At 52.6% G+C, this 26156-nt stretch carries 28 protein-coding genes and 5 tRNA genes; 10 read left to right on the top strand and 23 right to left on the bottom strand.

The annotated features are described in order from the left end of the window. Positions 1-28: 28 nt before the first annotated feature. Positions 29-1024, bottom strand: a complete 996-nt coding sequence (pgl, locus tag OGY68_RS08330) for a 6-phosphogluconolactonase (RefSeq protein WP_020996535.1) — start codon at positions 1022-1024, stop codon at positions 29-31. A 165-nt stretch (positions 1025-1189) separates the two neighbouring features. Between pgl and OGY68_RS08325 the strand changes: the two genes are divergently transcribed. Next, positions 1190-2008 carry a pyridoxal phosphatase gene (locus tag OGY68_RS08325; RefSeq protein ID WP_003831476.1) on the top strand — a complete coding sequence of 273 codons (819 nt, stop codon included), beginning with the start codon at positions 1190-1192 and terminating at the stop codon, positions 2006-2008. Here the strand turns inward: OGY68_RS08325 and modC are convergent, their stop codons facing one another. The 4 genes from modC to OGY68_RS08305 form a co-directional block, all read right to left on the bottom strand. Beyond that, entirely contained in the window at positions 2009-3067 is a 1059-nt protein-coding gene (modC, locus tag OGY68_RS08320) for a molybdenum ABC transporter ATP-binding protein ModC (RefSeq protein WP_003831474.1), read from the bottom strand. It lies immediately after the preceding gene. Between the two features lie 2 nt (positions 3068-3069). Continuing rightward, positions 3070-3759, bottom strand: a complete 690-nt coding sequence (gene modB / locus OGY68_RS08315; RefSeq protein WP_008784169.1) for a molybdate ABC transporter permease subunit — start codon at positions 3757-3759, stop codon at positions 3070-3072. Beyond that, positions 3759-4532, bottom strand: coding sequence for a molybdate ABC transporter substrate-binding protein (modA, locus tag OGY68_RS08310; protein ID WP_003831470.1), 774 nt, complete (start codon positions 4530-4532; stop codon positions 3759-3761). Before modA ends, modB begins: the two co-directional genes overlap by 1 nt. Before the next feature lie 184 nt (positions 4533-4716). Beyond that, complete coding sequence (locus OGY68_RS08305; RefSeq protein WP_020996536.1) at positions 4717-4866, bottom strand: AcrZ family multidrug efflux pump-associated protein; 150 nt, start codon at positions 4864-4866, stop codon at positions 4717-4719. Between the two features lie 129 nt (positions 4867-4995). Here OGY68_RS08305 and modE point away from each other — a divergent pair, with 129 nt between their 5' ends. From modE to gpmA, 7 genes are all read left to right on the top strand, one after another. Continuing rightward, a complete protein-coding gene (gene modE, locus OGY68_RS08300) occupies positions 4996-5784 on the top strand; it encodes a molybdenum-dependent transcriptional regulator (RefSeq protein WP_003831465.1) in 789 nt (262 codons plus the stop codon). Positions 5785-5851: 67 nt separating this feature from the next. After that, positions 5852-7324: a molybdate ABC transporter ATP-binding protein ModF gene (modF, locus tag OGY68_RS08295; protein WP_286616940.1), complete on the top strand. Its 1473-nt coding sequence runs from the start codon at positions 5852-5854 to the stop codon at positions 7322-7324. 217 nt (positions 7325-7541) lie between these two features. Then, positions 7542-8558, top strand: a complete 1017-nt coding sequence (gene galE, locus OGY68_RS08290; protein WP_003831462.1) for a UDP-glucose 4-epimerase GalE — start codon at positions 7542-7544, stop codon at positions 8556-8558. Positions 8559-8567: 9 nt separating this feature from the next. Beyond that, a complete protein-coding gene (gene galT, locus OGY68_RS08285; RefSeq protein ID WP_057066493.1) occupies positions 8568-9614 on the top strand; it encodes a galactose-1-phosphate uridylyltransferase in 1047 nt (348 codons plus the stop codon). A gap of 3 nt (positions 9615-9617) precedes the next feature. Continuing rightward, positions 9618-10766, top strand: coding sequence for a galactokinase (gene galK / locus OGY68_RS08280; protein WP_057066492.1), 1149 nt, complete (start codon positions 9618-9620; stop codon positions 10764-10766). After that, positions 10760-11800, top strand: coding sequence for a galactose-1-epimerase (galM, locus tag OGY68_RS08275; RefSeq protein ID WP_057066491.1), 1041 nt, complete (start codon positions 10760-10762; stop codon positions 11798-11800). The genes galK and galM overlap by 7 nt, the downstream gene beginning before the upstream one ends. 232 nt (positions 11801-12032) lie before the next feature. After that, entirely contained in the window at positions 12033-12785 is a 753-nt protein-coding gene (gene gpmA, locus OGY68_RS08270) for a 2,3-diphosphoglycerate-dependent phosphoglycerate mutase (RefSeq protein ID WP_003022999.1), read from the top strand. A 108-nt stretch (positions 12786-12893) separates the two neighbouring features. Here the strand turns inward: gpmA and aroG are convergent, their stop codons facing one another. Continuing rightward, positions 12894-13946, bottom strand: a complete 1053-nt coding sequence (aroG, locus tag OGY68_RS08265) for a 3-deoxy-7-phosphoheptulonate synthase AroG (protein ID WP_003831449.1) — start codon at positions 13944-13946, stop codon at positions 12894-12896. Between the two features lie 317 nt (positions 13947-14263). On the opposite strand from aroG, the gene OGY68_RS08260 reads away from it, so the two are divergent. Together OGY68_RS08260 and zitB are read left to right on the top strand one after the other, a co-directional pair. Further along, the gene (locus tag OGY68_RS08260; RefSeq protein WP_057066490.1) at positions 14264-14638 is read left to right on the top strand and encodes a YbgS-like family protein; all 375 of its coding nucleotides are present in this window, start codon (positions 14264-14266) and stop codon (positions 14636-14638) included. A 113-nt stretch (positions 14639-14751) separates the two neighbouring features. Continuing rightward, the gene (gene zitB / locus OGY68_RS08255; RefSeq protein WP_032942740.1) at positions 14752-15693 is read left to right on the top strand and encodes a CDF family zinc transporter ZitB; all 942 of its coding nucleotides are present in this window, start codon (positions 14752-14754) and stop codon (positions 15691-15693) included. On the opposite strand, the gene pnuC is transcribed toward zitB, so the two are convergent. The 17 genes from pnuC to cydB form a co-directional block, all read right to left on the bottom strand. Then, on the bottom strand, positions 15690-16409 hold the full coding sequence (gene pnuC / locus OGY68_RS08250) for a nicotinamide riboside transporter PnuC (protein ID WP_003831446.1): 720 nt from the start codon (positions 16407-16409) through the stop codon (positions 15690-15692). The genes zitB and pnuC overlap by 4 nt on opposite strands. A 26-nt stretch (positions 16410-16435) precedes the next feature. Then, the gene (gene nadA / locus OGY68_RS08245) at positions 16436-17479 is read right to left on the bottom strand and encodes a quinolinate synthase NadA (protein WP_057066489.1); all 1044 of its coding nucleotides are present in this window, start codon (positions 17477-17479) and stop codon (positions 16436-16438) included. Between the two features lie 281 nt (positions 17480-17760). Then, positions 17761-17836 (bottom strand) — tRNA-Lys (locus tag OGY68_RS08240). 32 nt (positions 17837-17868) lie between these two features. After that, positions 17869-17944: transfer RNA gene (locus OGY68_RS08235), tRNA-Lys, on the bottom strand. Positions 17945-17989: 45 nt separating this feature from the next. Then, positions 17990-18065: transfer RNA gene (locus tag OGY68_RS08230), tRNA-Lys, on the bottom strand. A 3-nt stretch (positions 18066-18068) separates the two neighbouring features. Continuing rightward, positions 18069-18144: transfer RNA gene (locus tag OGY68_RS08225), tRNA-Val, on the bottom strand. A gap of 36 nt (positions 18145-18180) precedes the next feature. Continuing rightward, a tRNA-Lys gene (locus OGY68_RS08220) sits at positions 18181-18256 on the bottom strand. A 164-nt stretch (positions 18257-18420) separates the two neighbouring features. Then, a complete protein-coding gene (cpoB, locus tag OGY68_RS08215; RefSeq protein WP_003831441.1) occupies positions 18421-19212 on the bottom strand; it encodes a cell division protein CpoB in 792 nt (263 codons plus the stop codon). A gap of 9 nt (positions 19213-19221) precedes the next feature. Then, entirely contained in the window at positions 19222-19740 is a 519-nt protein-coding gene (gene pal / locus OGY68_RS08210; protein ID WP_003022983.1) for a peptidoglycan-associated lipoprotein Pal, read from the bottom strand. A gap of 34 nt (positions 19741-19774) precedes the next feature. Then, entirely contained in the window at positions 19775-21067 is a 1293-nt protein-coding gene (gene tolB / locus OGY68_RS08205) for a Tol-Pal system beta propeller repeat protein TolB (protein ID WP_003022981.1), read from the bottom strand. Positions 21068-21195: 128 nt separating this feature from the next. Beyond that, a complete protein-coding gene (tolA, locus tag OGY68_RS08200) occupies positions 21196-22452 on the bottom strand; it encodes a cell envelope integrity protein TolA (RefSeq protein ID WP_008784157.1) in 1257 nt (418 codons plus the stop codon). A gap of 64 nt (positions 22453-22516) precedes the next feature. Then, positions 22517-22945 (bottom strand): colicin uptake protein TolR, encoded by a 429-nt coding sequence (tolR, locus tag OGY68_RS08195; RefSeq protein ID WP_003022978.1) that lies wholly within the window; start codon positions 22943-22945, stop codon positions 22517-22519. Positions 22946-22948: 3 nt separating this feature from the next. After that, complete coding sequence (gene tolQ / locus OGY68_RS08190) at positions 22949-23641, bottom strand: Tol-Pal system protein TolQ (protein WP_003022976.1); 693 nt, start codon at positions 23639-23641, stop codon at positions 22949-22951. Beyond that, the gene (ybgC, locus tag OGY68_RS08185; protein WP_003831439.1) at positions 23638-24042 is read right to left on the bottom strand and encodes a tol-pal system-associated acyl-CoA thioesterase; all 405 of its coding nucleotides are present in this window, start codon (positions 24040-24042) and stop codon (positions 23638-23640) included. The genes tolQ and ybgC overlap by 4 nt, the downstream gene beginning before the upstream one ends. A gap of 542 nt (positions 24043-24584) precedes the next feature. Beyond that, positions 24585-24878 carry a cyd operon protein YbgE gene (gene ybgE / locus OGY68_RS08180; protein ID WP_003831434.1) on the bottom strand — a complete coding sequence of 98 codons (294 nt, stop codon included), beginning with the start codon at positions 24876-24878 and terminating at the stop codon, positions 24585-24587. Further along, on the bottom strand, positions 24878-24991 hold the full coding sequence (gene cydX, locus OGY68_RS08175) for a cytochrome bd-I oxidase subunit CydX (protein WP_003022970.1): 114 nt from the start codon (positions 24989-24991) through the stop codon (positions 24878-24880). Before cydX ends, ybgE begins: the two co-directional genes overlap by 1 nt. Before the next feature lie 14 nt (positions 24992-25005). Continuing rightward, positions 25006-26145, bottom strand: coding sequence for a cytochrome d ubiquinol oxidase subunit II (gene cydB, locus OGY68_RS08170; RefSeq protein WP_057066488.1), 1140 nt, complete (start codon positions 26143-26145; stop codon positions 25006-25008). Between the last annotated feature and the right edge of the window lie 11 nt (positions 26146-26156).

The raw sequence follows: 26156 nt of genomic DNA, 5'->3' as shown, positions 1-26156 counted from the left end.
GGATACTCATCCGGCATTAGACGCAATATTAGTACGCGTTAACCACCACCCACATCGGGCCTTGTCCTACCGCGTAACGACCTTTCTCCGTCAACAGTCCTTGTTCGCCAGCAATCTCGTATACCGCGATATGGTGCGATTTTTGTCCGGCTGCAATCAGGTATTTACCTCTGTTATCGATATTAAAACCGCGTGGCTGAGTTTCGGTAGGTTGGAAACCTTCTTTGGTCAACACGCTGCCATCTTCAGAGACGCTAAAGACCGTAATCAGGCTGGCGGTGCGATCACAGGCATACAGATGACGACCATCCGGTGTGATGTGAATATCTGCTGCCCAACGGGTATCCGCGAAATCAGCAGGCATCATATCCAGTGTCTGCACACACTCAATCTTGCCGTACGGATCTTTCAGCTCCCAGACATCAACAGAGCTGTTCAGCTCATTCACGCAGTAGGCATATTGCTTATTCGGATGGAACGCCATATGACGCGGGCCCGCGCCTTCAACGGTGGTCACTTCAGCCGGTTCCTGCGCAACCAGATGGCCATCATCGCTAACGTCAAACAGGCAGATACGATCCTGTTTCAACGCCGGAACCCACAGGGTACGGTTATCCGGAGAGATGTTGGCTGAGTGGCAACCATCCAGACCTTCTACCACGTCAACCAGTTCCACCGGCAGGCCATCTTCCAGACGCGTGACGCTCACGCTACCCGCATTATAAGAGCCTACGAACACGAAACGTCCCTGATGATCGGTAGAAATATGCGTCGGGCTACCCGGCAGCGCAGACTCTGCCGCGAAGGTCAGCGCTCCGTCATCAGGCGCAATACGATAAGCCAACACGCGAAACTCCGGGCGCACACCAACATAGAGGTAACGCTTATCCGGGCTGACGACCATCGGCTGTACCTGACCCGGTACATCAACCACCTGCGTCAGCGTCAGAGAACCATCGTGATTCAGGCTCCAGACGTGGATTTGCTGACTTTCAGGGCTGGCGGTATAAACGGTTTGCTTCATGAATACTCCTTTGCTTTTTGGCAGGTGGCTGCAATTGCCTGACACACGCCTAAGGTAGACGCTTTTAACGGTGAATGCTTAATTAAGGCTCAGAATTTTGTCCGGCTCCCGTCTCGGTGTACCATTCCAGCAGACAAAATTCTCAACCTTAATCTGGAAAAAACTATGACCGCACGCGTGATTGCCCTGGATTTAGACGGTACCCTGTTGACCCCGAAAAAAACCTTGCTGCCATCCTCTCTCGAAGCGCTCTCGCGCGCCAGAGAAGCAGGCTACCAACTTATCATTGTCACAGGTCGCCATCACGTTGCTATTCATCCTTTTTATCAGGCACTGGCGCTGGATACACCTGCAATTTGCTGTAACGGTACCTACTTGTATGATTATCAGGCAAAAAAGGTACTGGAATCCGATCCCCTCCCGGTAGACCAGGCATTACAGCTGATCGAAATGCTGGATGAACATCAGATCCACGGGCTGATGTATGTGGATGAGGCCATGCTGTATGAGCGCCCAACCGGGCATGTGGTGCGTACCGCTAACTGGGCGCAAACTCTGCCGCCGGAACAGCGCCCGACCTTCACCCAGGTTCCTTCGCTGGCGCAGGCCGCACATGACGTCAACGCCGTCTGGAAATTTGCCCTGACCGACGAAGATATTCCGAAACTGCAGCAGTTTGGCCAGTACGTTGAGCAACAGCTGGGACTGGAGTGTGAATGGTCCTGGCATGATCAGGTCGACATTGCTCGTAAAGGCAACAGCAAAGGACGACGCCTTACCCAGTGGATTGAAGCACAGGGCGGGTCAATGGAAAACGTGATTGCCTTTGGTGATAACTTTAACGATATCAGCATGCTGGAAGCCGCAGGTACCGGTGTGGCGATGGGCAACGCGGATGACGCGGTCAAAGCCCGCGCCAACATCGTGATTGGTGACAACACCACAGACAGCATCGCGAAATTTATCTACTCCCACCTGCTGTAATCAGGCGGTAATCGATACGCTCTTAATTTGCGCGTACAGCCACAGGCCAGGTTTGATACCCAGTTCATCCCTGGCCCATGGGCTAATCCTCGCCCACAGCGTCTTACCGCCCACCTCAAGCTGAACTTCCACCTGACCGTTATCGTCATAACATTGCGCGACTTTTGCCCGGAGAACGTTACGAATACTGGTCTGCTGGGGGGGTTGGAGCACCAGTGAAACATCAGAGGCCTGAATACGAATACGCAGCGCGGTTTGCAGCGGTTGCTCCAGCTTATTGACCCACAGATGCTGATCGCCGAGCGCCAGCGCGGTCATCGCATAGTGTGGATGATGTTCCAGCACGCTGACTTTCAGAATACTGCTTTGCTGTTCCTTAGGCAGCCAGGGGTGCATCACGCTGCTACCCCAGACATCTTCCAGCGAACCAAACGCTTTGACCTGCCCGTTCTCCAGCACCATCACTTTATCCGCTAGGTGCAAAATCTCATCAAGCGAGTGGCTGACATACAGCATCGGAATATTGATTTCACGTGCAAGGCGTTGCAGGTAAGGCAGCAGTTCGCGTTTACGCGGTATATCCAGTGAGGCTAACGGCTCATCAAGCAGCAATAACTCAGGCGCGGTCAGCAGCGCCCGACCGATGGCGACACGCTGCTTTTCACCGCCAGAAAGACCGCCAGGCAGACGGTCAAGCAGCGGTTCAATGCCCAACAACGCCACCAGCTTATCAAATTGTCCGGCCATGCTTTTCGCCATTCCGTAACGCAGGTTGCCGCGCACTTTATAGTGCGGGAACAGGCGCGCATCCTGGAAAACATAGCCCACCCGGCGTTTTTCCGGCGTTAAACAGATACCGTTCTCGACGTCGTTTAAGACCCGACCGTTGAGCACGATACGTCCGGACTGCGGCTGCGTCAGGCCGCTGATGGCGTTAATCAGTGAGGTTTTGCCCGCGCCGGAAACGCCAAAAATAGCGGTGATGCCGCTGGCTGGCAGCGTTTCGTTGAGCGTCAGGCAATGCGTCCCCAGCGTCTGGGAGAAATTGAGTTCCAGCATAATTATCGCCCCGTCCGCTCACGGCTAATACGCGCCAGCCATTCAGAAATCAGCAGCGAAATCAGCGCTAAAACAATAGAAATGATACACAATCTCGCCGCCGCGCTTTCGCCGCCGGGAGTCTGGATCAGGGTATACATCGCCGAAGGAATGGTGCGGGTTTCACCAGGAATGTTGGAAACAAAAGTAATGGTTGCGCCGAATTCCCCGAGGGAACGCGCGAACGCCAGCACCGTACCGACAATAATGCCGGGCAGCATCAGCGGTAGCGTAATGGTCATGAATACACGCCAGCGTCCGGCTCCCAGCGTGCGGGCCGCCTGCTCCAGCTTGACGTCGACACCTTCCAGCGCCAGACGAATTGCCCGTACCATCAGAGGAAAAGACATCACCGCTGCAGCCAGTACCGCACCGCGCCAGCTAAAGGCAAAGGTAATGCCAAACCAGTCGTACAACCATTCGCCAATGAATCCGCGCCGCCCCATGGCGACCAACAGCAGATAGCCTACCACGACCGGCGGCAGAACCAGCGGCAAATGCAGAACGCTGTCGAGCAGCGCTTTGCCCGGGAACTTGCATCGCACAAGCAGCCAGGCAAAGAAGATCCCAAACGGCAAACTAAACAATACAGCCAGGGAAGAAACTTTCAGGCTCAGGATGACGGCCTGCCATTCAGGATCGGTCAGTATCATTACTTGGTCGTAAATCCATAACGTTTAAAGATTTCAGCAGCCTGCGGTCCTTTCAGGTAATCATAGAACGCGCTAACCGTTGCGTTTTTGTGCCCATCAACAATCGCGATAGGGTATTCCACTTTTTTGTGCGAATCTTCCGGGAAAGTCGCAACAACTTTTACGCCCTTACTGGCGACAGCATCGGAACCATAGACGATCCCCAGCGGCGCTTCGTTACGCTCTACCAGCGCCAGCGCACCGCGCACGTCTTCAGCAGGAGCCAGTTTCGGGGCCAGGGTATCCCATGCACCCAATTTTTGCAGCGCTTCTTTGGCATAAATACCCGCCGGAACATGTTCTGGATCGCCAACAGCCAGGCGTCCACCATTCAACAGACTGGTCCAGTTGGTTTTGCTGTCAATGGTGAAGTCTTTCTGCGCGCTGGCTTTCGGCGCAACCACCACCAGACTGTTACCCAACAGCGTTTCACGCGATGCGGTATCAATCGACTTCTTGTCTACCGCGTAGTCCATCCATTTCTGATCGGCAGAAATAAACAGATCGGCCGGTGCGCCTGCTTCAATCTGACGCGCCAGCGTGGAAGAAGAAGCAAAAGAGGAGACAACATCAACGTTCTTCTCTTTTTTATATTGCGTTGCAATGTCCTGCATCGCGTTGGTCAGCGAAGCCGCTGCAAAAACGGTAATCTTTCCTTCATCCGCCAGCGCATGCCCGGCAACGGTAAGAGAAAGTGTTGCCCCTGCAAACAAGCGTAACCATGTACGTGCCATCTGTAACTCCTTTGCGTTTCGTTATGTAGGCGCAAATATAACGAGTAAACCAGGATTTTCCCAGTGGTTATTGATACCAATTAGAGGTTACACAAAGAAAATATCGGCAGGGAAAGCAAGATCTTGAGAAAACGAGTTGGCAGGCAAAAAATATAAACGCCCGACTGAGCGGGCGTTTGGGGAATCAATGATTCTGTCTGGACTGGTCTTTCTGACCGATAGAGGAGAAGATGTTGAACACTTCACCCAGTCCGTAAATCAGCCCCAGGATGACAGCCATCACCACAGGAACCATAATTACGGCGAATACCAGACTTTTCAATAACTCTAACATGGTCAACTCCAGATATAGTCCTTAGTTGTATTCTAACCACATAACACAGAAAAGCACTCCCCTTTTGTGCGGTTGGCTTTGCGCGCGCGCGGTTTTCCGTCACAATACCCCTTTTGCCAGGAGCTTGTGATGCAGGCCGAAATCCTTCTTACGCTGAAACTTCAGCAAAAACTGTTTGCCGATCCCCGTCGCATTTCTCTGCTTAAGCACATTGCGCTTTCCGGCTCCATCAGTCAGGGCGCGAAGGATGCAGGTATCAGCTATAAAAGCGCCTGGGATGCGATTAACGAAATGAATCAACTCAGCGAGCAGACGCTGGTTGAGCGCGCCACTGGCGGCAAAGGCGGCGGCGGCGCGGTGTTAACGCGCTACGGCCAACGCTTAATCCAGTTGTATGATTTATTGGCGCAAATCCAACAGAAAGCCTTCGATGTTTTGAGCGATGACGATGCCCTGCCACTCAATAGCCTGCTGGCGGCGATCTCTCGCTTTTCGCTGCAAACCAGCGCCCGTAACCAGTGGTTTGGCACCATTACCGCCCGCGACCACGATCAGGTTCAACAGCATGTCGACGTGCTGCTGGCGGATGGCGAAACGCGCCTGAAAGTGGCAATCACTGCACAAAGCGGCGAGCGTCTCGGGCTTGAGGAAGGCAAAGAAGTACTGATTCTGTTGAAAGCGCCGTGGGTAGGAATCACTCAGGACGACGCCATCGCTCAGGCCGCCGATAACCAGTTGCAGGGCACGATTAGCCATATCGAACGCGGAGCGGAGCAGTGTGAAGTATTGATGACCTTGCCAGACGGCCAGACGCTGTGCGCGACTTTGCCGATAGAGCAGACCCACACATTAACGGAAGGCGCTAACGTCACAGCATATTTTAATGCGGACAGGGTGATTATCGCCACACTGTGCTGAGTTAATTGACATCAGCCTGAAGAACACGTATCCCTGTTATTCATCGCTGCAAATAATGGGATACAAAATGTCATCGTTGCAAATTTCGCAAGGCACGTTTCGTCTTAGCGACACAAAAACGCTCCAGTTAGATGCGTTGACGTTAAACGCGGGCGATAGCTGGGCGTTTGTTGGCTCTAACGGCAGCGGGAAATCTGCGCTGGCCCGCGCGCTGGCGGGCGAGTTGCCGCTCCTGAAAGGCGAACGCCGCAGCCAGTTCACACGTATTACCCGACTCTCCTTTGAGCAGCTCCAAAAGCTGGTCAGCGACGAGTGGCAGCGAAACAACACCGATCTTCTTAGTCCCGGTGAAGACGACACCGGGCGCACTACCGCAGAAATCATTCAGGACGAAGTTCACGACCCCGCCCGCTGCGCTGCACTGGCGCAGCAGTTTGGCATTTCATCCCTACTTAACAGGCGTTTCAAATACCTTTCCACCGGTGAAACGCGCAAAACCCTACTCTGCCAGGCATTAATGTCCACACCGGATTTACTGATCCTTGATGAACCCTTTGACGGGCTGGACGTGGCGTCCCGTCGCCAGTTAGCAGAGTTGCTCGCTGAGTTTCACCAGGCCGGTTTAACGTTGGTACTGGTGCTTAATCGCTTTGATGAAATTCCTGAGTTCGTGCAGTTTGCCGGCGTACTTGCCGACTGCACGCTGACGGAAACCGGTGCAAAACCCGACCTTCTGCAACAGGCATTAATCGCTCAGCTTGCCCATAGCGAACGGCTGGAAGGCATCCAGTTACCCGAACCGGATGAGCCTTCGGTGCGCCACACGCTGTCAGATAACGAGCCGCGCATTGTGCTTAACGACGGCACCGTCTCGTATAACGATCGCCCTATCCTGCATCATCTGAGCTGGCGGGTAAATCCGGGGGAACACTGGCAAATCATCGGCCCCAACGGTGCGGGGAAATCAACCCTGCTCAGTTTAATCACCGGCGATCATCCCCAAGGATATAGCAACGACCTGACCCTGTTTGGCCGCCGCCGGGGCAGCGGTGAAACTATCTGGGATATCAAAAAACACATTGGCTATGTCAGCAGCAGCCTGCATCTGGATTACCGGGTAAGTACGACAGTTCGCAACGTTATTCTCTCCGGTTATTTCGATTCAATCGGCATTTATCAGGCCGTCTCCGACAGACAGCACAAGCTGGTACAACAGTGGCTGGATATTCTGGGCATCGATAAACGTACCGCGGATGCGCCATTTCATAGTCTTTCCTGGGGGCAGCAGCGGCTGGCATTGATTGTTCGTGCACTGGTGAAACATCCTACGTTGCTGATCCTCGATGAACCGTTGCAAGGATTAGATCCGCTCAACCGTCAACTGATCCGTCGGTTTGTGGATGTCCTGATCGGTGAAGGTGAAACTCAGCTTTTGTTTGTCTCTCATCACGCCGAAGATGCCCCGGCCTGCATTACCCATCGGCTAGAGTTTGTACCCGAGGGTGATATCTACGCCTATCGACAAACCTCTCTGCGTTAATTTTCATGCCAGGGCGTTTATCACGCCCTTTTTTCTGCTTTTTTTTCAGACAAGTGCTGAAATAACAACCTAACATAATGATTTATAATAAAGTAACTGGCAGCATCGAGTGAAAACACCGGAGTGTAAACGATTCCACTAATTTATTCCGTGTCACACTTTTCGCATCTTTGTTATGCTATGGTTATTGCATACCATAGGCTTAACGGAGCGAATTATGAGAGTATTGGTTACAGGTGGTAGCGGTTACATTGGAAGCCACACTTGCGTGCAGTTGCTGAAAAACGGTCACGAAGTGGTGATCCTGGATAATCTCTGCAACAGCAAGCGTAGCGTACTGCCCGTCATTGAGCGTTTAGGCGGCAAGCATCCGACCTTCGTGGAAGGAGACATCCGTAACGAAGCGCTGATAACCGAAATTCTGCACGATCATGCCATTGATACGGTCATCCATTTTGCCGGTTTAAAAGCCGTTGGAGAATCTGTTGCCAAGCCGCTGGAGTACTATGACAACAACGTCAACGGCACTCTGCGTCTGGTGAATGCAATGCGCGCTGCCAACGTGAAAAACTTCATTTTCAGCTCCTCCGCGACCGTCTATGGCGATCAGCCGCAAATTCCTTACGTTGAAAGCTTCCCCACCGGCACGCCGCAAAGTCCGTACGGCAAAAGCAAGCTGATGGTGGAACAGATCCTGACCGATCTGCAAAAAGCACAGCCCGACTGGAGCATTGCCCTGCTGCGCTACTTTAACCCGGTTGGCGCTCATCCATCGGGAGATATGGGGGAAGATCCGCAAGGTATTCCAAACAACCTGATGCCTTACATCGCGCAGGTTGCCGTTGGCCGTCGCGAATCTCTTGCCATATTTGGCAATGACTACCCTACTGAAGATGGCACCGGCGTACGCGACTACATCCACGTGATGGATCTCGCCGACGGCCATGTTGCTGCCATGGAAAAACTGGCGGGCAAACAGGGCGTACATATTTACAACCTCGGTGCAGGCATCGGCAGCAGCGTGCTGGACGTGGTCAACGCCTTCAGCAAAGCTTGCGGTAAACCGGTGAATTACCATTTCGCCCCGCGCCGTGATGGCGATCTTCCAGCCTACTGGGCAGATGCCAGCAAAGCCGATCGCGAGCTCAACTGGCGCGTGACCCGCACACTGGATGAAATGGCACAAGATACCTGGCACTGGCAGTCACGCCACCCGCAGGGATATTCGGATTAAGGACCAATCATGACGCAATTCAATCCTGTCGATCATCCACATCGCCGTTTTAACCCGCTCACCGGGCAGTGGATCCTCGTATCACCGCATCGTGCAAAACGCCCCTGGCAAGGGGCGCAGGAAACTCCGTCTAAGCAGGTACTGCCTGCACATGACCCGGACTGCTTCCTGTGCGCTGGCAATACGCGCGTTACCGGCGACAAAAACCCGGATTACACCGGGACCTATGTCTTTACCAATGACTTTGCGGCGCTGATGTCCGATACCCCGGACGCGCCGGACAGTCACGATCCGTTGATGCGATGCCAGAGCGCGCGCGGTACCAGCCGTGTAATTTGCTTCTCGCCCGATCACAGCAAAACGCTGCCGGAACTCAGCGTCCCTGCGCTAACAGAAATTGTGAAAACGTGGCAGGAACAGACTGAAGACTTAGGCAAAACCTATCCCTGGGTGCAGGTATTTGAGAATAAAGGCGCAGCGATGGGGTGCTCAAACCCGCACCCACACGGACAAATTTGGGCCAACAGCTTTTTGCCTAACGAAGCCGAACGTGAAGATCGCCTGCAGAAAGCGTACTTCGCCGAACAAGGCGCGCCGATGCTCGTTGATTACGTCCAGCGTGAGCTGGCGGACGGCAGCCGTACGGTCGTTGAAACCGAGCACTGGCTGGCAGTTGTCCCTTACTGGGCCGCGTGGCCGTTCGAAACGCTGCTGCTGCCGAAAGCGCATGTGTTGCGAGTTACCGATTTGACCGACGAACAGCGTGCTGACCTGGCGCTGGCGTTGAAAAAACTGACCAGTCGTTATGACAACCTGTTCCAGTGCTCATTCCCCTATTCTATGGGCTGGCACGGCGCACCGTTTAACGGTGAAGAAAACCAACACTGGCAGTTGCACGCACACTTTTACCCGCCGCTGCTGCGTTCCGCGACCGTGCGTAAATTTATGGTCGGTTATGAAATGCTGGCAGAAACCCAGCGCGACCTGACGGCAGAACAAGCGGCTGAACGACTGCGTGCGGTCAGCGACATCCATTTTCGCGAATCCGGAGTTTAAATAATGAGTCTGAAAGAAAAAACACAATCTCTGTTTGCTGAAACATTTGGCTACCCTGCCACCCATACTATTCAGGCACCGGGTCGTGTGAACCTGATCGGTGAACATACCGATTATAACGACGGCTTCGTTCTGCCCTGCGCTATCGACTATCAAACCGTTATCAGCTGTGCGGCACGCGACGATCGAAAAGTCCGTGTGATCGCCGCTGATTACGATAATCAGGTTGATGAGTTCTCGCTTGATGCGCCGATTATCGCTCATGACAGCCAGCAGTGGTCAAACTACGTGCGTGGCGTAGTGAAACATCTGCAAAAGCGCAATAACGCCTTTGGCGGCGCGGATCTGGTGATCAGCGGTAACGTCCCGCAGGGTGCGGGCTTAAGCTCTTCTGCCTCACTGGAAGTCGCTGTGGGTACGGTATTCCAGCAGCTCTATCATCTGCCGCTCGACGGCGCGCAGATTGCCCTGAATGGCCAGGAAGCTGAAAACCAGTTTGTCGGCTGTAACTGCGGCATTATGGATCAACTGATCTCGGCGCTTGGCAAGAAAGATCATGCGCTACTGATCGACTGCCGAACGCTGGGCACCAAAGCCGTTTCCATGCCTGAGGGCGTCGCGGTGGTAATCATCAACAGCAATTTTAAACGTACGTTGGTGGGTAGCGAGTACAACACCCGTCGCGAACAGTGTGAAACCGGGGCGCGTTTCTTCCAGCAACCTGCCCTGCGTGATGTCAGCTTTGAAACCTTTAGCGCAGTTGCTCACGAACTGGATCCGATTGTCGCCAAACGCGTTCGTCACGTGATCACGGAAAATGCGCGTACCGTTGAAGCCGCACAGGCGCTGGAAAAAGGCGACCTGCTGCGCATGGGCCAGCTGATGGCGGATTCTCACGCCTCAATGCGCGATGACTTTGAAATTACCGTGCCGCAAATTGATACGCTGGTCGAGATTGTCAAAGCGACCATCGGCGATAAAGGCGGTGTCCGTATGACCGGCGGCGGCTTCGGCGGCTGCATCGTGGCGCTGATCCCGCAAGATTTGGTGCCTGCCGTACAGCAGGCCGTCGCGGAACAATACGAAGCAAAAACCGGTATCAAAGAAACATTCTACGTCTGCAAACCTTCACAAGGAGCAGGACAATGTTAAGCGAAATCCCTGTGCAGGCTCCGGACGGTCAGCCGTTTCGCCTGCTCACCCTGCGCAATGACGCAGGGATGGTCGTCACGCTCATGGACTGGGGCGCGACGCTGCTCTCTGCTCGTATTCCGCTTAGCGATGGTAGCGTGCGTGAAGCATTGCTCGGGTGCGCCAGTCCAGAACAATACCCGGAGCAGGCTGCGTTTCTGGGCGCTTCAATTGGTCGCTACGCTAACCGTATCGCCAACAGCCGCTATACCTTTGCCGGCGAAACCGTTGAGTTGGTACCAAGTCAGGGCAACAACCAGCTGCACGGCGGGCCAGACGGTTTCGACAAACGTCGCTGGCAGATAGTCAATCAGAATGACCGTCAGGTGCTGTTCGCCTTAACATCTGACGATGGCGATCAGGGTTTCCCTGGCCATCTATGCGCCACCGCGCAGTATCGCCTGACTGACGATAATCGTATTTCGATAACCTACCGCGCCACGGTCGATAAGCCCTGTCCGGTGAATCTGACGAATCACGTTTATTTTAACCTCGACGGTGACAAAACGGATGTGCGCCAGCATAAGCTGCAAATTATGGCGGACGAGTACTTGCCGGTTGATGAAATGGGCATCCCGCATGACGGGCTGAAATCCGTCGCTGGTAGCACTTTCGATTTCCGCACGCCTAAAATCATCAGCAGTGAATTTCTTGCCGATGACGATCAGCGCAAGGTAAAAGGTTACGATCACGCCTTCCTGCTTCAGGCACAGGGTAATGCGCGTACGCCGGTCGCTCGACTGTGGTCCCAGGATGAAAAACTGCAGATGGTGGTATACACCTCCGCCCCGGCATTGCAGTTTTACTCCGGCAACTTCCTCGGCGGTACACCATCTCGCGGACCAGACGCCTACGAAGACTGGCAAGGTCTGGCGCTGGAAAGTGAGTTTCTCCCGGACAGCCCGAACCATCCAGAGTGGCAGCAGCCGGACTGCTTCTTACGCCCGGGCGAAGAGTATGCCAGCGTGACGGAATATCAGTTTATTCCAGTCTGATCCTTTCCCCCCACAGGCCCGATGACGTAACGTAGCGGGCCTGTTATTTGTTTATCACAGTAGAACCGCTCAAATCCCCACCACTCAAAGACAAAATCGCAACCTTGAATTCACAAGAACCTTACACTGTGGCGCTATTTTCGCTATGGTTATGCGTAAGCATTGCCGCTGACGCTTTACGGCAATATAATGAGAATTATTATCATTCAATATGATTTATAGGAGTGAGTGTATGGCTGTAACTAAGCTGGTTCTGGTACGTCACGGTGAAAGTCAGTGGAACAACGAAAACCGTTTTACCGGTTGGTATGACGTTGATCTGTCAGAGAAAGGCGTGGGCGAAGCAAAAGCGGCAGGTAAACTGCTGAAAGAAGAAGGCTACAGCTTCGATTTTGCTTATACTTCTGTGCTGAAACGTGCCATCCACACCCTGTGGAACGTACTGGACGAACTGGATCAGGCCTGGCTGCCGGTTGAAAAATCCTGGAAACTGAACGAACGTCATTACGGCGCGCTGCAGGGTCTGAACAAAGCTGAAACCGCTGAAAAATACGGTGACGAGCAGGTTAAGCAATGGCGTCGCGGCTTTGCGGTAACGCCACCGGAACTGACCAAAGATGACGAGCGTTATCCGGGTCACGATCCGCGTTATGCGAAGTTGACCGACAAAGAGTTACCGGTTACCGAAAGCCTGGCGCTGACCATCGATCGCGTTATCCCTTACTGGAACGAAACCATTCTGCCGCGCATGAAAAGCGGTGAGCGCGTAATTATCGCCGCTCACGGTAACTCTCTGCGTGCGCTGGTTAAATATCTGGATAACATGGGCGAAGATGAGATCCTTGAACTGAACATCCCGACCGGCGTACCGCTGGTATATGAGTTCGACGAAAACTTCAAACCAATCAAACACTACTATCTGGGTAATGCTGACGAGATCGCAGCAAAAGCGGCAGCCGTTGCGAACCAGGGTAAAGCGAAGTAATTTTCATCTTGGGTCAAACGAAAAAAGCGTGGAATGCTCCACGCTTTTTTATTGCCGGATGACGGCGTTGTCTTATCCGGCCTACCGAGCGTAGCCCGGATGAATTTTTTAACCGCGGCGCGCTTTTACCGCATCCGCCAGCTGGCGCAACACCGCATCGGTATCTTCCCAGCCAATGCAGGCGTCGGTGATGCTCTTACCGTAGGTCAGCGGCTCACCGCTATCCGGGTTCTGATTACCTTCTACCAGATGGCTTTCGATCATCACACCAATAATTGCTTTTTCGCCCCCAGCAACTTGTCCGCAAACATCTTTCGCGACATCCATCTGCTTTTTGAACTGCTTGCTGGAGTTGGCATGGCTAAAGTCGATCATCACCTGCGCTGAAAGCCCTGCTTTGATCAGACCTTCTTTCACGTCGGCAACGTGCTGAGCGCTGTAGTTCGGCTCTTTGCCGCCGCGCAAAATAATATGGCAATCACCATTACCACTGGTATTTACGATCGCCGAATGACCCCATTTGGTCACAGACAGGAAGCAGTGCGGCGCTCCTGCGGCGTTAATCGCATCAATCGCTACTTTTATCGTGCCATCAGTACCGTTTTTAAAGCCAACTGGGCAGGACAGACCAGACGCCAATTCGCGGTGCACCTGAGATTCTGTGGTACGTGCCCCAATCGCGCCCCAGCTCATCAGGTCGGCAAGGTATTGCGGCGTAATCATATCGAGGAATTCCCCCGCAGCAGGCAATCCGCTGTCATTGATATCCAGCAGCAGTTTACGCGCAATGCGCAGCCCATCGTTGATCTGGAAGCTGTTGTCCATGTGCGGATCGTTGATAAGCCCTTTCCAGCCAACGGTAGTTCGCGGTTTTTCAAAATAGACGCGCATAACGATTTCAAGCTCGCCTTTTAACTCTTCACGCAGTGCCAGCAGGCGAGCGGCATACTCTTTGGCGGCTGCCGGATCATGAATAGAGCAAGGCCCAATCACTACCAGCAGGCGATCGTCACTCCCTTTCAGGATTTTATGAATCGCCTTACGGGCATGAGCCACCGTGTTTGCGGCATTTTCAGTAGCGGGGAATTTTTCCAACAATGCGACTGGCGGTAATAACTCGTTGATCTCTTTAATGCGTAAATCGTCGTTCTGATAATTCATGATTATTCCAGCGTTGCCATACTTATATAAATGAATGCAATCCCTCCAATCTATATCTTCAGTCATAAAGTGTAAACGGGGTTTTACACTTTGGACGGATTAATCCTGGAATTGGCCAAAAAAACGCAATAAAGTAGCGAAAAACGAGATCCAACCTACAATTTATAACTGTAACGGCTTTAATTTTCATAAATTTCAAGATTCTATGCTGGGTTTAATTTCTCTGGCAAAACTATTAACCACATATTGATGATGTAACTGGCACATGCACTGTTGGAAGACGTTATCCGACATATCGACCATAACAGGAGCATATTATGCATATGACAAAGCTGGCTTCACTCTTTCTTACCGCTACACTCAGCCTCGCCAGCGGCGCGGCGCTGGCTGCTGAAACCAATACGCAGTCCAATAACGGCCAGGCAAATTCCTCGGCGGATGCCGGTCAGGTCGCCCCAGACGCACGCGAAAACGTGGCACCAAATAATGTCGACAACAGTAACGTGAATTCGGGTGGCACAATGCTGCACCCGAACGGTTCATCAATGAACCATGAAGAGATGACCAAAGACGAGATGCACAAAAACACCATGTGTAAGGACGGTCGCTGCCCTGATGTGAATAAGAAGGTTGAGACCGGAAACGGCATTAACAATGATGCTGAGACAAAAACTGATGGCACTACGCAGTAACGCTGAAAATAAAGCTAATAATGGGAGAGCAATAGCTCTCCTTTTTAATTTTATCATCCCAAAAACGGTATGATGGCATACAGTAAAGATGAGAATAACAAAGGGATGGCATAATGGCGCACTCGCATACTCATACTTCTTCTGAGCAACCCAAGGACAATAATGCCCGCCGCTTGATGTTTGCATTCTGCATTACAGCCGGATTTATGTTGGTTGAAGTGGTGGGTGGCATACTTTCAGGTTCACTGGCCTTGTTGGCCGATGCCGGGCATATGCTCACTGATGCCGCAGCGCTCCTTTTTGCGCTGCTGGCCGTCCGGTTTTCCCATCGCCCGCCCACAATACGACACACCTTCGGCTGGCTGAGGCTCACGACACTGGCCGCGTTTGTTAACGCCATCGCATTGGTCGTGATCACCATTTTAATCGTCTGGGAAGCCATTGAGCGCTTCCATACGCCCCGCCCCGTGGCTGGCGGCATGATGATGGTTATAGCTGTCGCGGGTTTACTGGCTAACGTGCTGGCTTTTTGGGTTCTACACCGCGGCAGTGAGGAGAAAAACCTGAACGTCCGCGCCGCGGCACTACATGTGATGGGCGATTTACTCGGCTCGGTCGGGGCGATCATCGCTGCGCTGATTATTATCTGGACGGGCTGGACGCCTGCGGACCCGATTCTCTCGATTCTGGTTTCCGTGCTGGTACTGCGTAGCGCCTGGCGACTGTTAAAGGATAGCGTTAATGAATTACTGGAAGGCGCCCCGCTGACGCTGGATATCGCCGCACTACAGCGCCATCTCAGCCGGGATATCCCCGAAGTCCGCAATGTGCACCATGTCCATGTCTGGATGGTGGGTGAAAAACCGGTAATGACGCTGCATGTGCAGGTGGTCCCGCCGCACGATCACGACGCGCTGCTGGAGCGTATTCAGCATTTCCTTATCCATCACTACCAGATTGAACACGCCACGATCCAGATGGAGTATCAGCCGTGTAATGGGCCGGACTGCCACCTGTATCAGGGGGTATCCGGCCATTCACACCATCACCATTAATGGGACAGCGCGTGGGAACCCCGCTCGCGCGCGCTGTTAATCCACATCCTGCTACCGTTCAGTGCGATAACAGTCAGGATCACATATTCCAGCGACATGGCATATACGCCTTGCAGGGCGAAAATCACTACGCTTATTACGTTAATGATCACCCACAGCAGCCAGTTTTCAACGTACTTACGCGTCATCAGGATCATTGCCGCAATCGACAACACCATCATGCAGGAGTCCCAGAACGGGAATGCATCGGGTTGCAACTCAGGCACAACAACCTGCAATCCTAATGCCTGCATAATGTTCACCGCAATGCGGGTCAGGAACGCAAAGACCGGATCGATATAGACCGACATCAGGCCGATCGCCACCACGCAAGCCGCCAGCCAGCCGATCGCTTTTGGTAACGGCAACCAGCGAATTTTCAGTTCCGCTTCATGTTGGTTGGTTTGCCTGGACCAGGCATACCAGCCGTAGATGTTGGCGGCAAAGAAGAAAACTTGCAGCAACAGGCTTGCATAGAGCTGGATCTGAAAGAAGATAATCGCAAACAGCGTGACGTTTATCAGGCCGAAGAAGTAATTGCTGATTTTCTCAAGGCTAGCCAGGCCAATACACAGCAACCCAGCGATCGTCCCCACAGCTTCGATCCACGACAGATCGTAACCGCCAGCGCCAATCGGAATATGTACCAGAATGTTCTGCGTGCTAAAAAAGTCCATCTTTTCCCCCAGAGCCAAAAAATTAATTAAGCTCGAAGTGTAGCCGCAAATTCCAACATGCGGTTTAACGGCAACAACGCCCCTTCTCGCAGCGCAGCATCAACATGTATCTCATGAGCCGCTCCGCCTTGTTCCAGGCCCTCAGCAATCGCCTTGAGGCCGTTCATCGCCATCCACGGACAATGCGCACAGCTGCGGCAGGTTGCCCCCTCACCAGCCGTCGGCGCTTCAAGCAATTCTTTATCCGGAACGGCCTGCTGCATTTTGTAAAATATGCCCCGGTCAGTCGCCACAATCAGCCGTTGATGCGGTAACGATTTAGCGGCGTTGATTAACTGGCTGGTTGAGCCAACCGCATCGGCCATATCAACGATAGACTGAGGGGACTCCGGGTGCACCAACACCGCGGCATCAGGGTAAAGCCCCTTCATGCGTGTTAAAGCCTGAGTTTTAAATTCGTCGTGGACGATACAGGCCCCCTGCCAACAAAGAACGTCTGCACCGGTCTGTTTTTGGACGTAGTTGCCCAGATGTCTGTCCGGAGCCCAGATGATTTTTTCACCCAAACTATCAAGATGCTCAATAAGTTCTACCGCGATACTGGATGTGACGACCCAGTCCGCACGTGCTTTAACGGCGGCTGAGGTATTGGCGTAAACCACCACGGTACGATCCGGGTGCGCATCGCAAAACGCGCTGAACGCATCAATCGGACAGCCCAGATCTAATGAGCATTCCGCCTGTAGGGTCGGCATCAGGATGGTCTTTTCCGGGCTGAGGATTTTGGCGGTTTCCCCCATAAACCTCACGCCTGCAACCAACAGCGTAGAGGCAGAATGTTTTGAGCCGAAACGCGCCATCTCCAGAGAATCAGAAATACAACCACCGGTCTCTTCGGCCAACTGCTGAATTTCGGAATCAGTGTAATAGTGCGCGACCATAACGGCATCACGCTCTTTCAGCAGGCGCTTGATTTTTTCACGATAAAATTGCTTTTCATCCACACTCAGCGGGGCTGGCTTCGGCGGAAACGGATAAATTGCTGCTTCTGGATCAAACATCACGCTCATCTTGCTTTCTCGTTTTACTGGCTTAACGAAATAACCGATTAAAAGCGTGACGCACGCCGTATTCGGTTAGATTTGTTTTATATGCTAAACAAGATAGCGGATTGGCGTAAGAAAGTCACAATAATTGCGTGTGATGAATGCCGGAAGGCGACTGACGTCTTATCCGGCCTACGTGAATAGTGTCGTCTGTAGGACTGATAAGCGAAGCGCATCAGGCAAGCAGATTCGAATCTTATAAATCGCAGATAGCAAAAAGGCGCCTTTAGGGCGCCTTTTTACACTGGTGGGGCGTGCAGGATTCGAACCTGCGACCAATTGATTAAAAGTCAACTGCTCTACCAACTGAGCTAACGCCCCCGTATGGGGTTTACTTCTTAATACTTTCAGGATGGTGGGTCGTGCAGGATTCGAACCTGCGACCAATTGATTAAAAGTCAACTGCTCTACCAACTGAGCTAACGACCCGCTCGGGTATAACCTGAAAATTTTTACTTGGTGCCACCAATAAATTGGTGGGGCGTGCAGGATTCGAACCTGCGACCAATTGATTAAAAGTCAACTGCTCTACCAACTGAGCTAACGCCCCGAGTGGTGGGTGATGACGGGATCGAACCGCCGACCCCCTCCTTGTAAGGGAGGTGCTCTCCCAGCTGAGCTAATCACCCGATACTGCGCTGGATACTACTTACTAACTAAGTTAGTGGTGGGTCGTGCAGGATTCGAACCTGCGACCAATTGATTAAAAGTCAACTGCTCTACCAACTGAGCTAACGACCCACTTTTTTGCCGCTTTCGGGCTGTTTGATATCCCTTGGCAACGGCGGCATATATTACTGATTTCAGATTTTAGCGCAACAAAAATTTCGATGTAAATAACTCAACTGCTTAGGAATCACACGACGCGACCAGAATTAACACGATTTCTGGTCGCATGGTGTTCATTACATCGCGCCAAGGCGCTTTTGCGCTTGTTTCGCGCCATCAGTGCCAGGGTATTTAGTGATAACCTGCTGATAAACGGCTTTCGCTTTCTCTTTATCACCTTTGTCCTGCATGATGACGCCGACTTTATACATCGCGTCTGCAGCCTTTGGTGATTTCGGGAAGTTTTTGACTACTGAAGCAAAATAGAACGCTGCATCATCTTTTTTCCCCTTGTTGTAATTCAACTGACCCAGCCAGTAATTCGCATTTGGCAGGTAAGTTGAGTCTGGGTACTTTTTAATGAAGTTCTGAAATGCTTCAATCGCGTCATCCTGGCGGGATTTATCCTGCACCAGAGCAATGGCCGCATTGTAATCGGTATTCGCATCGCCAGTTTGTACCGGAGCACCTGACGCTGCCGCTGCACCCGCATCAGGTGCAGGGGTTGCTGCTGCCCCACTCTGATCGCCGCCCGCAGATTGCGCCGCAGGTGCACTACCGCTACCAAGATTATTCATCTGCAGCAATATCTGCTTCTGGCGTTCAACAACCTGATTCAGTTGATACTGATTTTCCTGAATTTGACCGCGCAGGGAATCAATATCGGACTGATTATCGGAGAGTTGTTGCTGGAGTTGGGTTAAAAGCTGACTGTGAGCGTTAGAAATACGCTCGAGTTGAGTGACACGGTCTTCGACCGAGCCAGAGCCGACACTACTGATTGGCGCCTGTGCAAAAGCGGCCCAGGGGGCCGCTATGCCAACCAGTAACGACAGACTCAACAGATGATGTCTGAAGTTACTGCTCATGCAATTCTCTTAGTAAACCAGTACGGCGCGACGGTTTTTGGCGTAAGCCGCTTCGTCATGACCCAGTACTGCAGGTTTTTCTTTACCGTAAGAAACGATGGAGATCTGGTCAGCAGAAACGCCTTTACCCTGCAGGTACATCTTAACGGCGTTCGCACGACGCTCACCCAGGGAGATGTTGTACTCAGGAGTACCACGTTCGTCCGCATGACCTTCTACGGTGACTTTGTAAGACGGGTTGCTACGCAGGAAGTTAGCGTGAGCATCCAGCATTGCAGCGAAGTCAGAACGGATATCGTACTTGTCCAGATCGAAGTAAACGATGTTGTTCTGCTGCAGCTGTTGCATCTGAAGACGCGCTTGCTCTTCAGAAGACATGTTGCCGCTGCCGTTTGCATCCATACCAGTGCCGGCACCCAGCATGCCTTCGCTGCCGTCATTGCTGGCGTTCTTGTTAGAAGAACACGCTGCAATAGCCATAACAGGCAGAGCAATCATCAGCCCTTTCAGCACTTTGTTCAGTTGCATTTCAATGATTCCTTTATTAATCAATTATTTATTATCACAGATACGGCGACCAGGCAGGGAATTTAACCTGTCCATCAGTTGCCGGAAGACGCGCTTTGAAACGCCCATCTGTAGAAACCAAATTCAGCACGGATCCCATCCCCTGAGAAGAGCTGTAGATTACCATAGTGCCGTTAGGTGCCAGACTTGGCGTTTCGTCCAGGAACGTTGACGACAGAACTTGTACGCCACCCGCTACCAGATCTTGTTTGGCAATGTGCTGCTGACCGTTGGCCGAGCTTACCATTACCATAAATTTACCGTCGCTGCTCACATCCGCATCCTGGTTTTGCGAACCTTCCCAGGTAATGCGCTGCGGAGCACCGCCGTTGACGTTAACTTTATATACCTGCGGACGACCGGCCTGGTCAGACGTAAAGGCCAGGTTTTGGCTGTCCGGGAACCAGGTAGGTTCCGTGTTGTTGCTACGACCATCCGTCACCTGACGGATCTGACCGGAACCAATGTCCATGACATACAGGTTCAGGCTACCGGTTTTAGACAGGGCAAACGCCAGTTTGCTGCCATCCGGAGAAAACGCAGGCGCACCGTTGTGACGTGGGAACGAGGCTACCTGACGAACCGCGCCGTTAGACAGTGTCTGAATAACCAGTGCAGAACGACCGCTTTCGAAGGTAACGTACGCCAGTTTTGAACCGTCCGGGGACCACGCCGGAGACATCAGCGGCTGCGGAGAACGGTGTACCACGAACTGGTTGTAACCATCGTAGTCGGAGACACGTAATTCGTACGGGAACTGACCACCGTTGGTCTGAACAACATAAGCGATACGGGTACGGAATGCACCTTTAATGCCGGTCAGTTTTTCAAACACTTCGTCACTTGCAGTATGGCCCGCGTAACGCAGCCACTGCTTGTTCACTTTATAGGTGTTCTGTGCCAGTACGGTACCCGGTGCGCCACCGGTGTCAACCAGCTGATAGGCAACGCTGTAAGAACCATCCGGGTTCGGCGTAACCTGGCCGACGACTACGGCATCAATGCCCAGCGCAGACCACGCGGCAGGTTGAACTTCCTGCGCGGTACCGGGCTGCTGAGGCAGACGAGAACGGTCTAACGGGTTAAATTTACCGCTGTTACGCAGGTCAGCACCTACAATACCACCGATATCTTCAGGTGCAGCCCCCGGTCCTGCCCACTGGAAGGGGACAACACCAATCGGGCGCGCCGAGTCCACCCCCTGGGTGATCTCGATACGTACTTCTGCGTGCAGCACCGCTGCCCACAGCATCAGAAAACCAAATGCTACTCGTAATGCCTGCTTCATCATATCTCCCTTATCTGGACGGAAAGCCCACGATAATTTAGCAGAATGTTAACAAACTCAAATACACAAAACTACCAGAACTCTGTCTCAACCTTAGACCGTTTCCCCTGATTTCTCAGGGGTCGTTATTACAGTTTGAAGTCCAGTTTGGCATCTTTTACTTTTTCATAAACTGCCTGGCTAGGCGGTTTAGGAATTCTGGCGGTTTTCGCAGCCGTCAGCGCAGCCTGACACAATGCCGGATCCCCGCCCTCTTCGGTCACATCCAGTAACAGACCATCGGGTGCTAACTTGATATGTAATACGCAAGATTTACCTGCATACAAATCTGCACCATACAGACGGCTCTGGATCGCATTGCGAATTTGAGATGCGTATGCACTGATATCAGCGCCAGATGCACCGCCATTGGCACCACTTGTACCACTATCTTTCGCCGGTTGGCCGTTTCCTTTCGCTCCACCGCCCGATTTCGGTGCATTCTTACCGGAGCTCAGGTCACCCAACAAGTCGTCAACGCCAGAGGCTGCAGCGGCTTTTTCGGCCGCAGCCTTTTTAGCAGCAGCTGCTTTATCTGCCGCAGCTTTCTTATCGGCAGCGGCTTTCTCAGCTGCAGCTTTTTTGTCTGCTGCTGCTTTTTCTGCAGCGGCTTTCTTATCAGCCGCCGCTTTTTCAGCAGCGGCAGCTTTCGCGGCAGCGGCTTTTTCTGCTTTCTCAGCAGCAGCTTTCTCGGCTGCAGCTTGCTTAGCGGCCTCAGCCTGTGCTTTCTTCGCAGCGTCCGCAGCAGCCTTAGCAGCTTGTGCTTCTGCAGCTTTCTTCGCATCAGCGGCGGCTTTAGCGGCTTCAGCCTCAGCTTTTTTCTGTGCGTCCGCAGCGGCTTTCTTCGCGGCATCTGCCGCTTGCTTAGCCTGAGCATCAGCTTTAGCCTTCGCGTCTGCAGCAGCCTTCGCCGCAGCCTCTTCAGCCTGTTTCTGTTGCTCTTGCGCTTTCGCTGCGGCGGCTTCAGCTTGCTTCTGCTGTTCCGCCTGTTCGCGCACTTTTTCCTGCGCGGCTAAACGTTCTTTTTCCAGCTGCTTCAGTCGCTCTTGCTCAGCTGCCTGCTTCTCGCGAAGTTCTTCAGCTTGCTGCTGCGCCTGCTTTTCACGCTGCTCTTCAGCACGTTTCGCACTTGCCTGCTGTTGCTGCTGCCTGTCGTACTGTTGCACAACGGCGCCAGGATCGACCATAACGGCGTCGATGGACGAACCGCCACCGCCGCCGGCTGAAGCATCAATGTGCTCATCGAACGAACTCCAGATCAGCGCTGCAAATAAAATGACATGCAGCACCGCTGAAATAATTATCGCCCTTTTGAGCTTGTCGTTTTGTTCGGTTGCCTTTGACACTCTCGGTTCCCAAAAAACTGTTCGCCTGTTACGTGCTATCTTTCAAGCCAGCAAAACGCAGTCATCAGATTGGCTGCGTCATCAAGCCAACCGATTTTACGCCTGCACTGTGTAACAAGTTCAGCGCTTTAATTATTTCATCATAAGGCACGTCTTTCGCACCACCGATTAAAAAGACCGTTTTCGGATTGGTCTGCAGGCGGCTTTTCGCTTCCGCAATAACCTGCTCCGGTGGTAGTTGATCCATACGATCTTTCTCAACCACCACGCTGTATTGCCCAATACCGGAAACTTCAATAATGACCGGGGGTTCGTCGTTACTGCTGACGGCTTGCGACTCGGTCGCATCCGGCAGGTCGACTTCCACACTCTGCGTAATGATCGGTGCGGTTGCCATAAAGATCAGCAACAGCACCAGCAGTACGTCGAGCAGCGGTACAATATTGATTTCGGACTTGAGTTCGCGACGACCTCGTCCACGCGTTCTGGCCATGGCTTACCCCTTGTTGCTCTCGCTAACGGTAAACGCCTGGCGGTGCAGAATCGCGGTGAACTCTTCCATAAAGTTGTCGTAATTCAGTTCCAGTTTGTTCACGCGCTGGTTCAGACGGTTGTAGGCCATAACCGCTGGAATTGCCGCAAACAGACCGATAGCCGTTGCAATCAACGCTTCTGCGATACCCGGTGCGACCATTTGCAGCGTCGCCTGTTTTACCGCGCCCAGCGCGATAAATGCGTGCATGATCCCCCAAACGGTACCGAACAGACCGATATACGGGCTAATGGAGCCAACGGTTCCGAGGAATGGAATATGCGTTTCCAGCGTTTCCAGTTCACGGTTCATCGAGATACGCATCGCACGGGAAGCCCCCTCTACGACCGCTTCCGGCGCGTGGCTATTTGCCCGATGCAAACGCGCAAATTCTTTGAATCCGCTATAGAAAATTTGTTCCGAGCCCGCCAAATTATCACGACGCCCCTGGCTTTCCTGGTACAGGCGCGACAATTCAATGCCGGACCAGAACTTGTCTTCAAATGCTTCGGCTTCACGTGAAGCAGCATTAAGAATACGGGTCCGTTGGATGATGATGGCCCAGGATGCGATTGAGAAACCAATCAAAATCAACATGATAAGTTTAACCAGAAGGCTTGCCTTCAGGAACAAATCAAGGATATTCATGTCAGTCACTGCTTAAACTCCGCGACAATAGACTTGGGAAGCGCACGAGGCTTCATTTTGAGTGGATCAACGCAAACAATCAGAACTTCGGCTTCATTCAGCACGGTGTTCTCTGCGTTGACAATGCGTTGCGTGAAAACCAATGAGGTGCCACGCATTGACGTAATTTCGGTTTGAACTTCGAGCATATCGTCGAGCCGGGCAGGCGCAAAATACTCGAGGGTCATCTTGCGCACCACAAAGGCTACACGTTCGGCCAACAGGACCTGCTGACTGAAGTGATGATGACGAAGCATTTCTGTGCGTGCTCTTTCATAAAAAGCGACATAACTGGCGTGGTAAACCACCCCACCGGCATCGGTATCTTCATAATAGACACGAACCGGCCATCGAAACATATACTTATTCATTCCTACTGCCTCTTTGTTGGCTTCGCCCACTCGCACCAGTTACTTACCTTCGTAAGCGTCTGGTGATTCGCGTTCTTGCCGCCGCGATGCATCAAGAATGTCGTTGTATATCGCGCTGTCTTCACTGTACATCCCGGTAATGCAATTAGGTTGTGTCCTGTGGTTGTTCGCGGATGGCGCTGACGAAAATTTTTGCACAGAACAAGGCGCGAGTGGCGAAGTTTGGTAATTCCAAACAAGACGCAAGTAACGCAGTACTGTGCAAAAAGATTCTCAGCCCTTCGGGACGCGTTCCATCAGGATGTTCTCTGTGTTGTCGCACTTGGACATAGTTCTACTATGTCCAGCGCACTCCGCCTTGATAACGTCCTGATGGTACAGCGTCGCCACCGCACACAACCACAGGGCACAACCTCAGGTTAGTGCTTTCAAACTTCGCTACTATACGCGCGGGAATGGTGCTTTGGAATGGGGGAAAGTAAACGGAGAGTAAAAAATTATGGGCTTATGCAAGCCCATAAATATTTAAGGATGTTTCTTATTCAAAAGAAGAAGAAAATCAGACCAACAACGAGGACAATATCCGCGATCAGCGGGCAGAAGATGCCCTGCCAATGTACGGCGCGAGGACGGAAGCCAACGCCGTGAATAATGCCTGCGCAGACCGCCCACATCAGCAGGAAACCATGCCAGATTTCAAGCTCACTGGTTTTGGCCGCGAAACGAGACGGATCCCAGAATATGCAGCCAGCCAACACGATTGCCAGCACAAATGAAAGCGCCCGCAAGGGGCGCTTGTCCATCGCGTTGTATACCATCGCGATAATGTTGGTCATTAGCTATCTTCTTGCCCGGCTTTGCCTGATTCAACGTGCTCAAGCGCCAGCGCTGTGATTATCCCAAATGCACAGGCAAGAAGCGTTCCCAAAATCCATGCGAAATACCACATTTTAAGCTCCTTACTTAGTACAGAGAGTGGGTGTTGCTTTCAATATCTTCTTTAGTGATGCGACCGAACATCTTCCAATAACACCAGCTGGTGTACAGCAGAATGATCGGTACAAACACCGCCGCGACCCAGGTCATCAGATTCAATGTACGCTGGCTGGAGGTGGCATCCCACATGGTCAAACTTGCGTTCATCATGGTGCTGGATGGCATCACAAACGGGAACATTGCGATACCGGCAGTCAGGATGATGCAGGCTAACGTCAGTGAGGAGAAGACGAACGCCCATGCCCCTTTCTCCATACGAGAAGTCAGGATGGTTAACAGCGGCAGAACCACGCCCAGTGCAGGAACCAGCCACAGGATAGGTGCATTGTTAAAGTTCACCATCCATGCGCCAGCCACACGAGCCACTTCTTTGGTCAGCGGGTTAGAGGCGGCATGATGATCCAGTGCTGAGGTCACAACATAACCGTCAATACCGTAAATCACCCACACACCGGCCAGCGCGAAGCAGATCAGAGTCACCAGCGCCGCAACCTGTGAAGTTGCACGAGCACGCAGATGCAGTTCACCTACCGTACGCATCTGCAGATAGGTCGCACCCTGGGTGATGATCATCCCAACGCTCACGACACCTGCCAGCAGACCAAACGGATTCAGCAACTGGAAGAAGTTACCGGTGTAGTACAAACGCATGTAGTCATCTACGTGGAACGGAACCCCTTGCAGCAGGTTGCCGAACGCCACGCCAATCACCAGCGGTGGCACGAAGCTACCAATGAAGATGCCCCAGTCCCACATGTTGCGCCAGCGCATATCTTCAATCTTAGAGCGGTAGTCAAAACCGACCGGACGGAAGAACAAGGACGCCAGAACCAGAATCATCGCCACATAGAAACCGGAGAACGCAGCGGCATACACCATCGGCCAGGCAGCGAACAGTGCGCCCCCCGCGGTGATGAGCCAAACCTGGTTACCGTCCCAGTGCGGGGCGATGGAGTTAATCATAATTCGACGCTCGGTATCATTACGACCGAGGAAACGGGTGAGCATGCCCACCCCCATGTCGAATCCATCAGTGACTGCAAAACCAATCAGCAGAATGCCAACCAGCAGCCACCAGATAAAACGCAATACTTCATAATCGATCATTTGACGACTCC

This window comes from Citrobacter sp. Cpo065 (assembly GCF_030332805.1).
In the GTDB taxonomy this organism is placed as follows: Bacteria; Pseudomonadota; Gammaproteobacteria; order Enterobacterales; family Enterobacteriaceae; genus Citrobacter; species Citrobacter portucalensis.
The sequence above is the reverse complement of the archived record's forward strand: the minus strand, read 5'-3'. Positions and strand labels throughout refer to the sequence as shown.

What these genes read in the sequence shown, in the direction of transcription:
- pgl (WP_020996535.1), bottom strand. Translation starts at nt 1,024, where the DNA reads ATGAAGCAAACCGTTTATACCGCCAGCCCTGAAAGTCAGCAAATCCAC.
- OGY68_RS08325 (WP_003831476.1), top strand. Translation starts at nt 1,190, where the DNA reads ATGACCGCACGCGTGATTGCCCTGGATTTAGACGGTACCCTGTTGACC.
- modC (WP_003831474.1), bottom strand. Translation starts at nt 3,067, where the DNA reads ATGCTGGAACTCAATTTCTCCCAGACGCTGGGGACGCATTGCCTGACG.
- modB (WP_008784169.1), bottom strand. Translation starts at nt 3,759, where the DNA reads ATGATACTGACCGATCCTGAATGGCAGGCCGTCATCCTGAGCCTGAAA.
- modA (WP_003831470.1), bottom strand. Translation starts at nt 4,532, where the DNA reads ATGGCACGTACATGGTTACGCTTGTTTGCAGGGGCAACACTTTCTCTT.
- OGY68_RS08305 (WP_020996536.1), bottom strand. Translation starts at nt 4,866, where the DNA reads ATGTTAGAGTTATTGAAAAGTCTGGTATTCGCCGTAATTATGGTTCCT.
- modE (WP_003831465.1), top strand. Translation starts at nt 4,996, where the DNA reads ATGCAGGCCGAAATCCTTCTTACGCTGAAACTTCAGCAAAAACTGTTT.
- modF (WP_286616940.1), top strand. Translation starts at nt 5,852, where the DNA reads ATGTCATCGTTGCAAATTTCGCAAGGCACGTTTCGTCTTAGCGACACA.
- galE (WP_003831462.1), top strand. Translation starts at nt 7,542, where the DNA reads ATGAGAGTATTGGTTACAGGTGGTAGCGGTTACATTGGAAGCCACACT.
- galT (WP_057066493.1), top strand. Translation starts at nt 8,568, where the DNA reads ATGACGCAATTCAATCCTGTCGATCATCCACATCGCCGTTTTAACCCG.
- galK (WP_057066492.1), top strand. Translation starts at nt 9,618, where the DNA reads ATGAGTCTGAAAGAAAAAACACAATCTCTGTTTGCTGAAACATTTGGC.
- galM (WP_057066491.1), top strand. Translation starts at nt 10,760, where the DNA reads ATGTTAAGCGAAATCCCTGTGCAGGCTCCGGACGGTCAGCCGTTTCGC.
- gpmA (WP_003022999.1), top strand. Translation starts at nt 12,033, where the DNA reads ATGGCTGTAACTAAGCTGGTTCTGGTACGTCACGGTGAAAGTCAGTGG.
- aroG (WP_003831449.1), bottom strand. Translation starts at nt 13,946, where the DNA reads ATGAATTATCAGAACGACGATTTACGCATTAAAGAGATCAACGAGTTA.
- OGY68_RS08260 (WP_057066490.1), top strand. Translation starts at nt 14,264, where the DNA reads ATGCATATGACAAAGCTGGCTTCACTCTTTCTTACCGCTACACTCAGC.
- zitB (WP_032942740.1), top strand. Translation starts at nt 14,752, where the DNA reads ATGGCGCACTCGCATACTCATACTTCTTCTGAGCAACCCAAGGACAAT.
- pnuC (WP_003831446.1), bottom strand. Translation starts at nt 16,409, where the DNA reads ATGGACTTTTTTAGCACGCAGAACATTCTGGTACATATTCCGATTGGC.
- nadA (WP_057066489.1), bottom strand. Translation starts at nt 17,479, where the DNA reads ATGAGCGTGATGTTTGATCCAGAAGCAGCAATTTATCCGTTTCCGCCG.
- cpoB (WP_003831441.1), bottom strand. Translation starts at nt 19,212, where the DNA reads ATGAGCAGTAACTTCAGACATCATCTGTTGAGTCTGTCGTTACTGGTT.
- pal (WP_003022983.1), bottom strand. Translation starts at nt 19,740, where the DNA reads ATGCAACTGAACAAAGTGCTGAAAGGGCTGATGATTGCTCTGCCTGTT.
- tolB (WP_003022981.1), bottom strand. Translation starts at nt 21,067, where the DNA reads ATGAAGCAGGCATTACGAGTAGCATTTGGTTTTCTGATGCTGTGGGCA.
- tolR (WP_003022978.1), bottom strand. Translation starts at nt 22,945, where the DNA reads ATGGCCAGAACGCGTGGACGAGGTCGTCGCGAACTCAAGTCCGAAATC.
- ybgC (WP_003831439.1), bottom strand. Translation starts at nt 24,042, where the DNA reads ATGAATAAGTATATGTTTCGATGGCCGGTTCGTGTCTATTATGAAGAT.
- ybgE (WP_003831434.1), bottom strand. Translation starts at nt 24,878, where the DNA reads ATGACCAACATTATCGCGATGGTATACAACGCGATGGACAAGCGCCCC.
- cydX (WP_003022970.1), bottom strand. Translation starts at nt 24,991, where the DNA reads ATGTGGTATTTCGCATGGATTTTGGGAACGCTTCTTGCCTGTGCATTT.
- cydB (WP_057066488.1), bottom strand. Translation starts at nt 26,145, where the DNA reads ATGATCGATTATGAAGTATTGCGTTTTATCTGGTGGCTGCTGGTTGGC.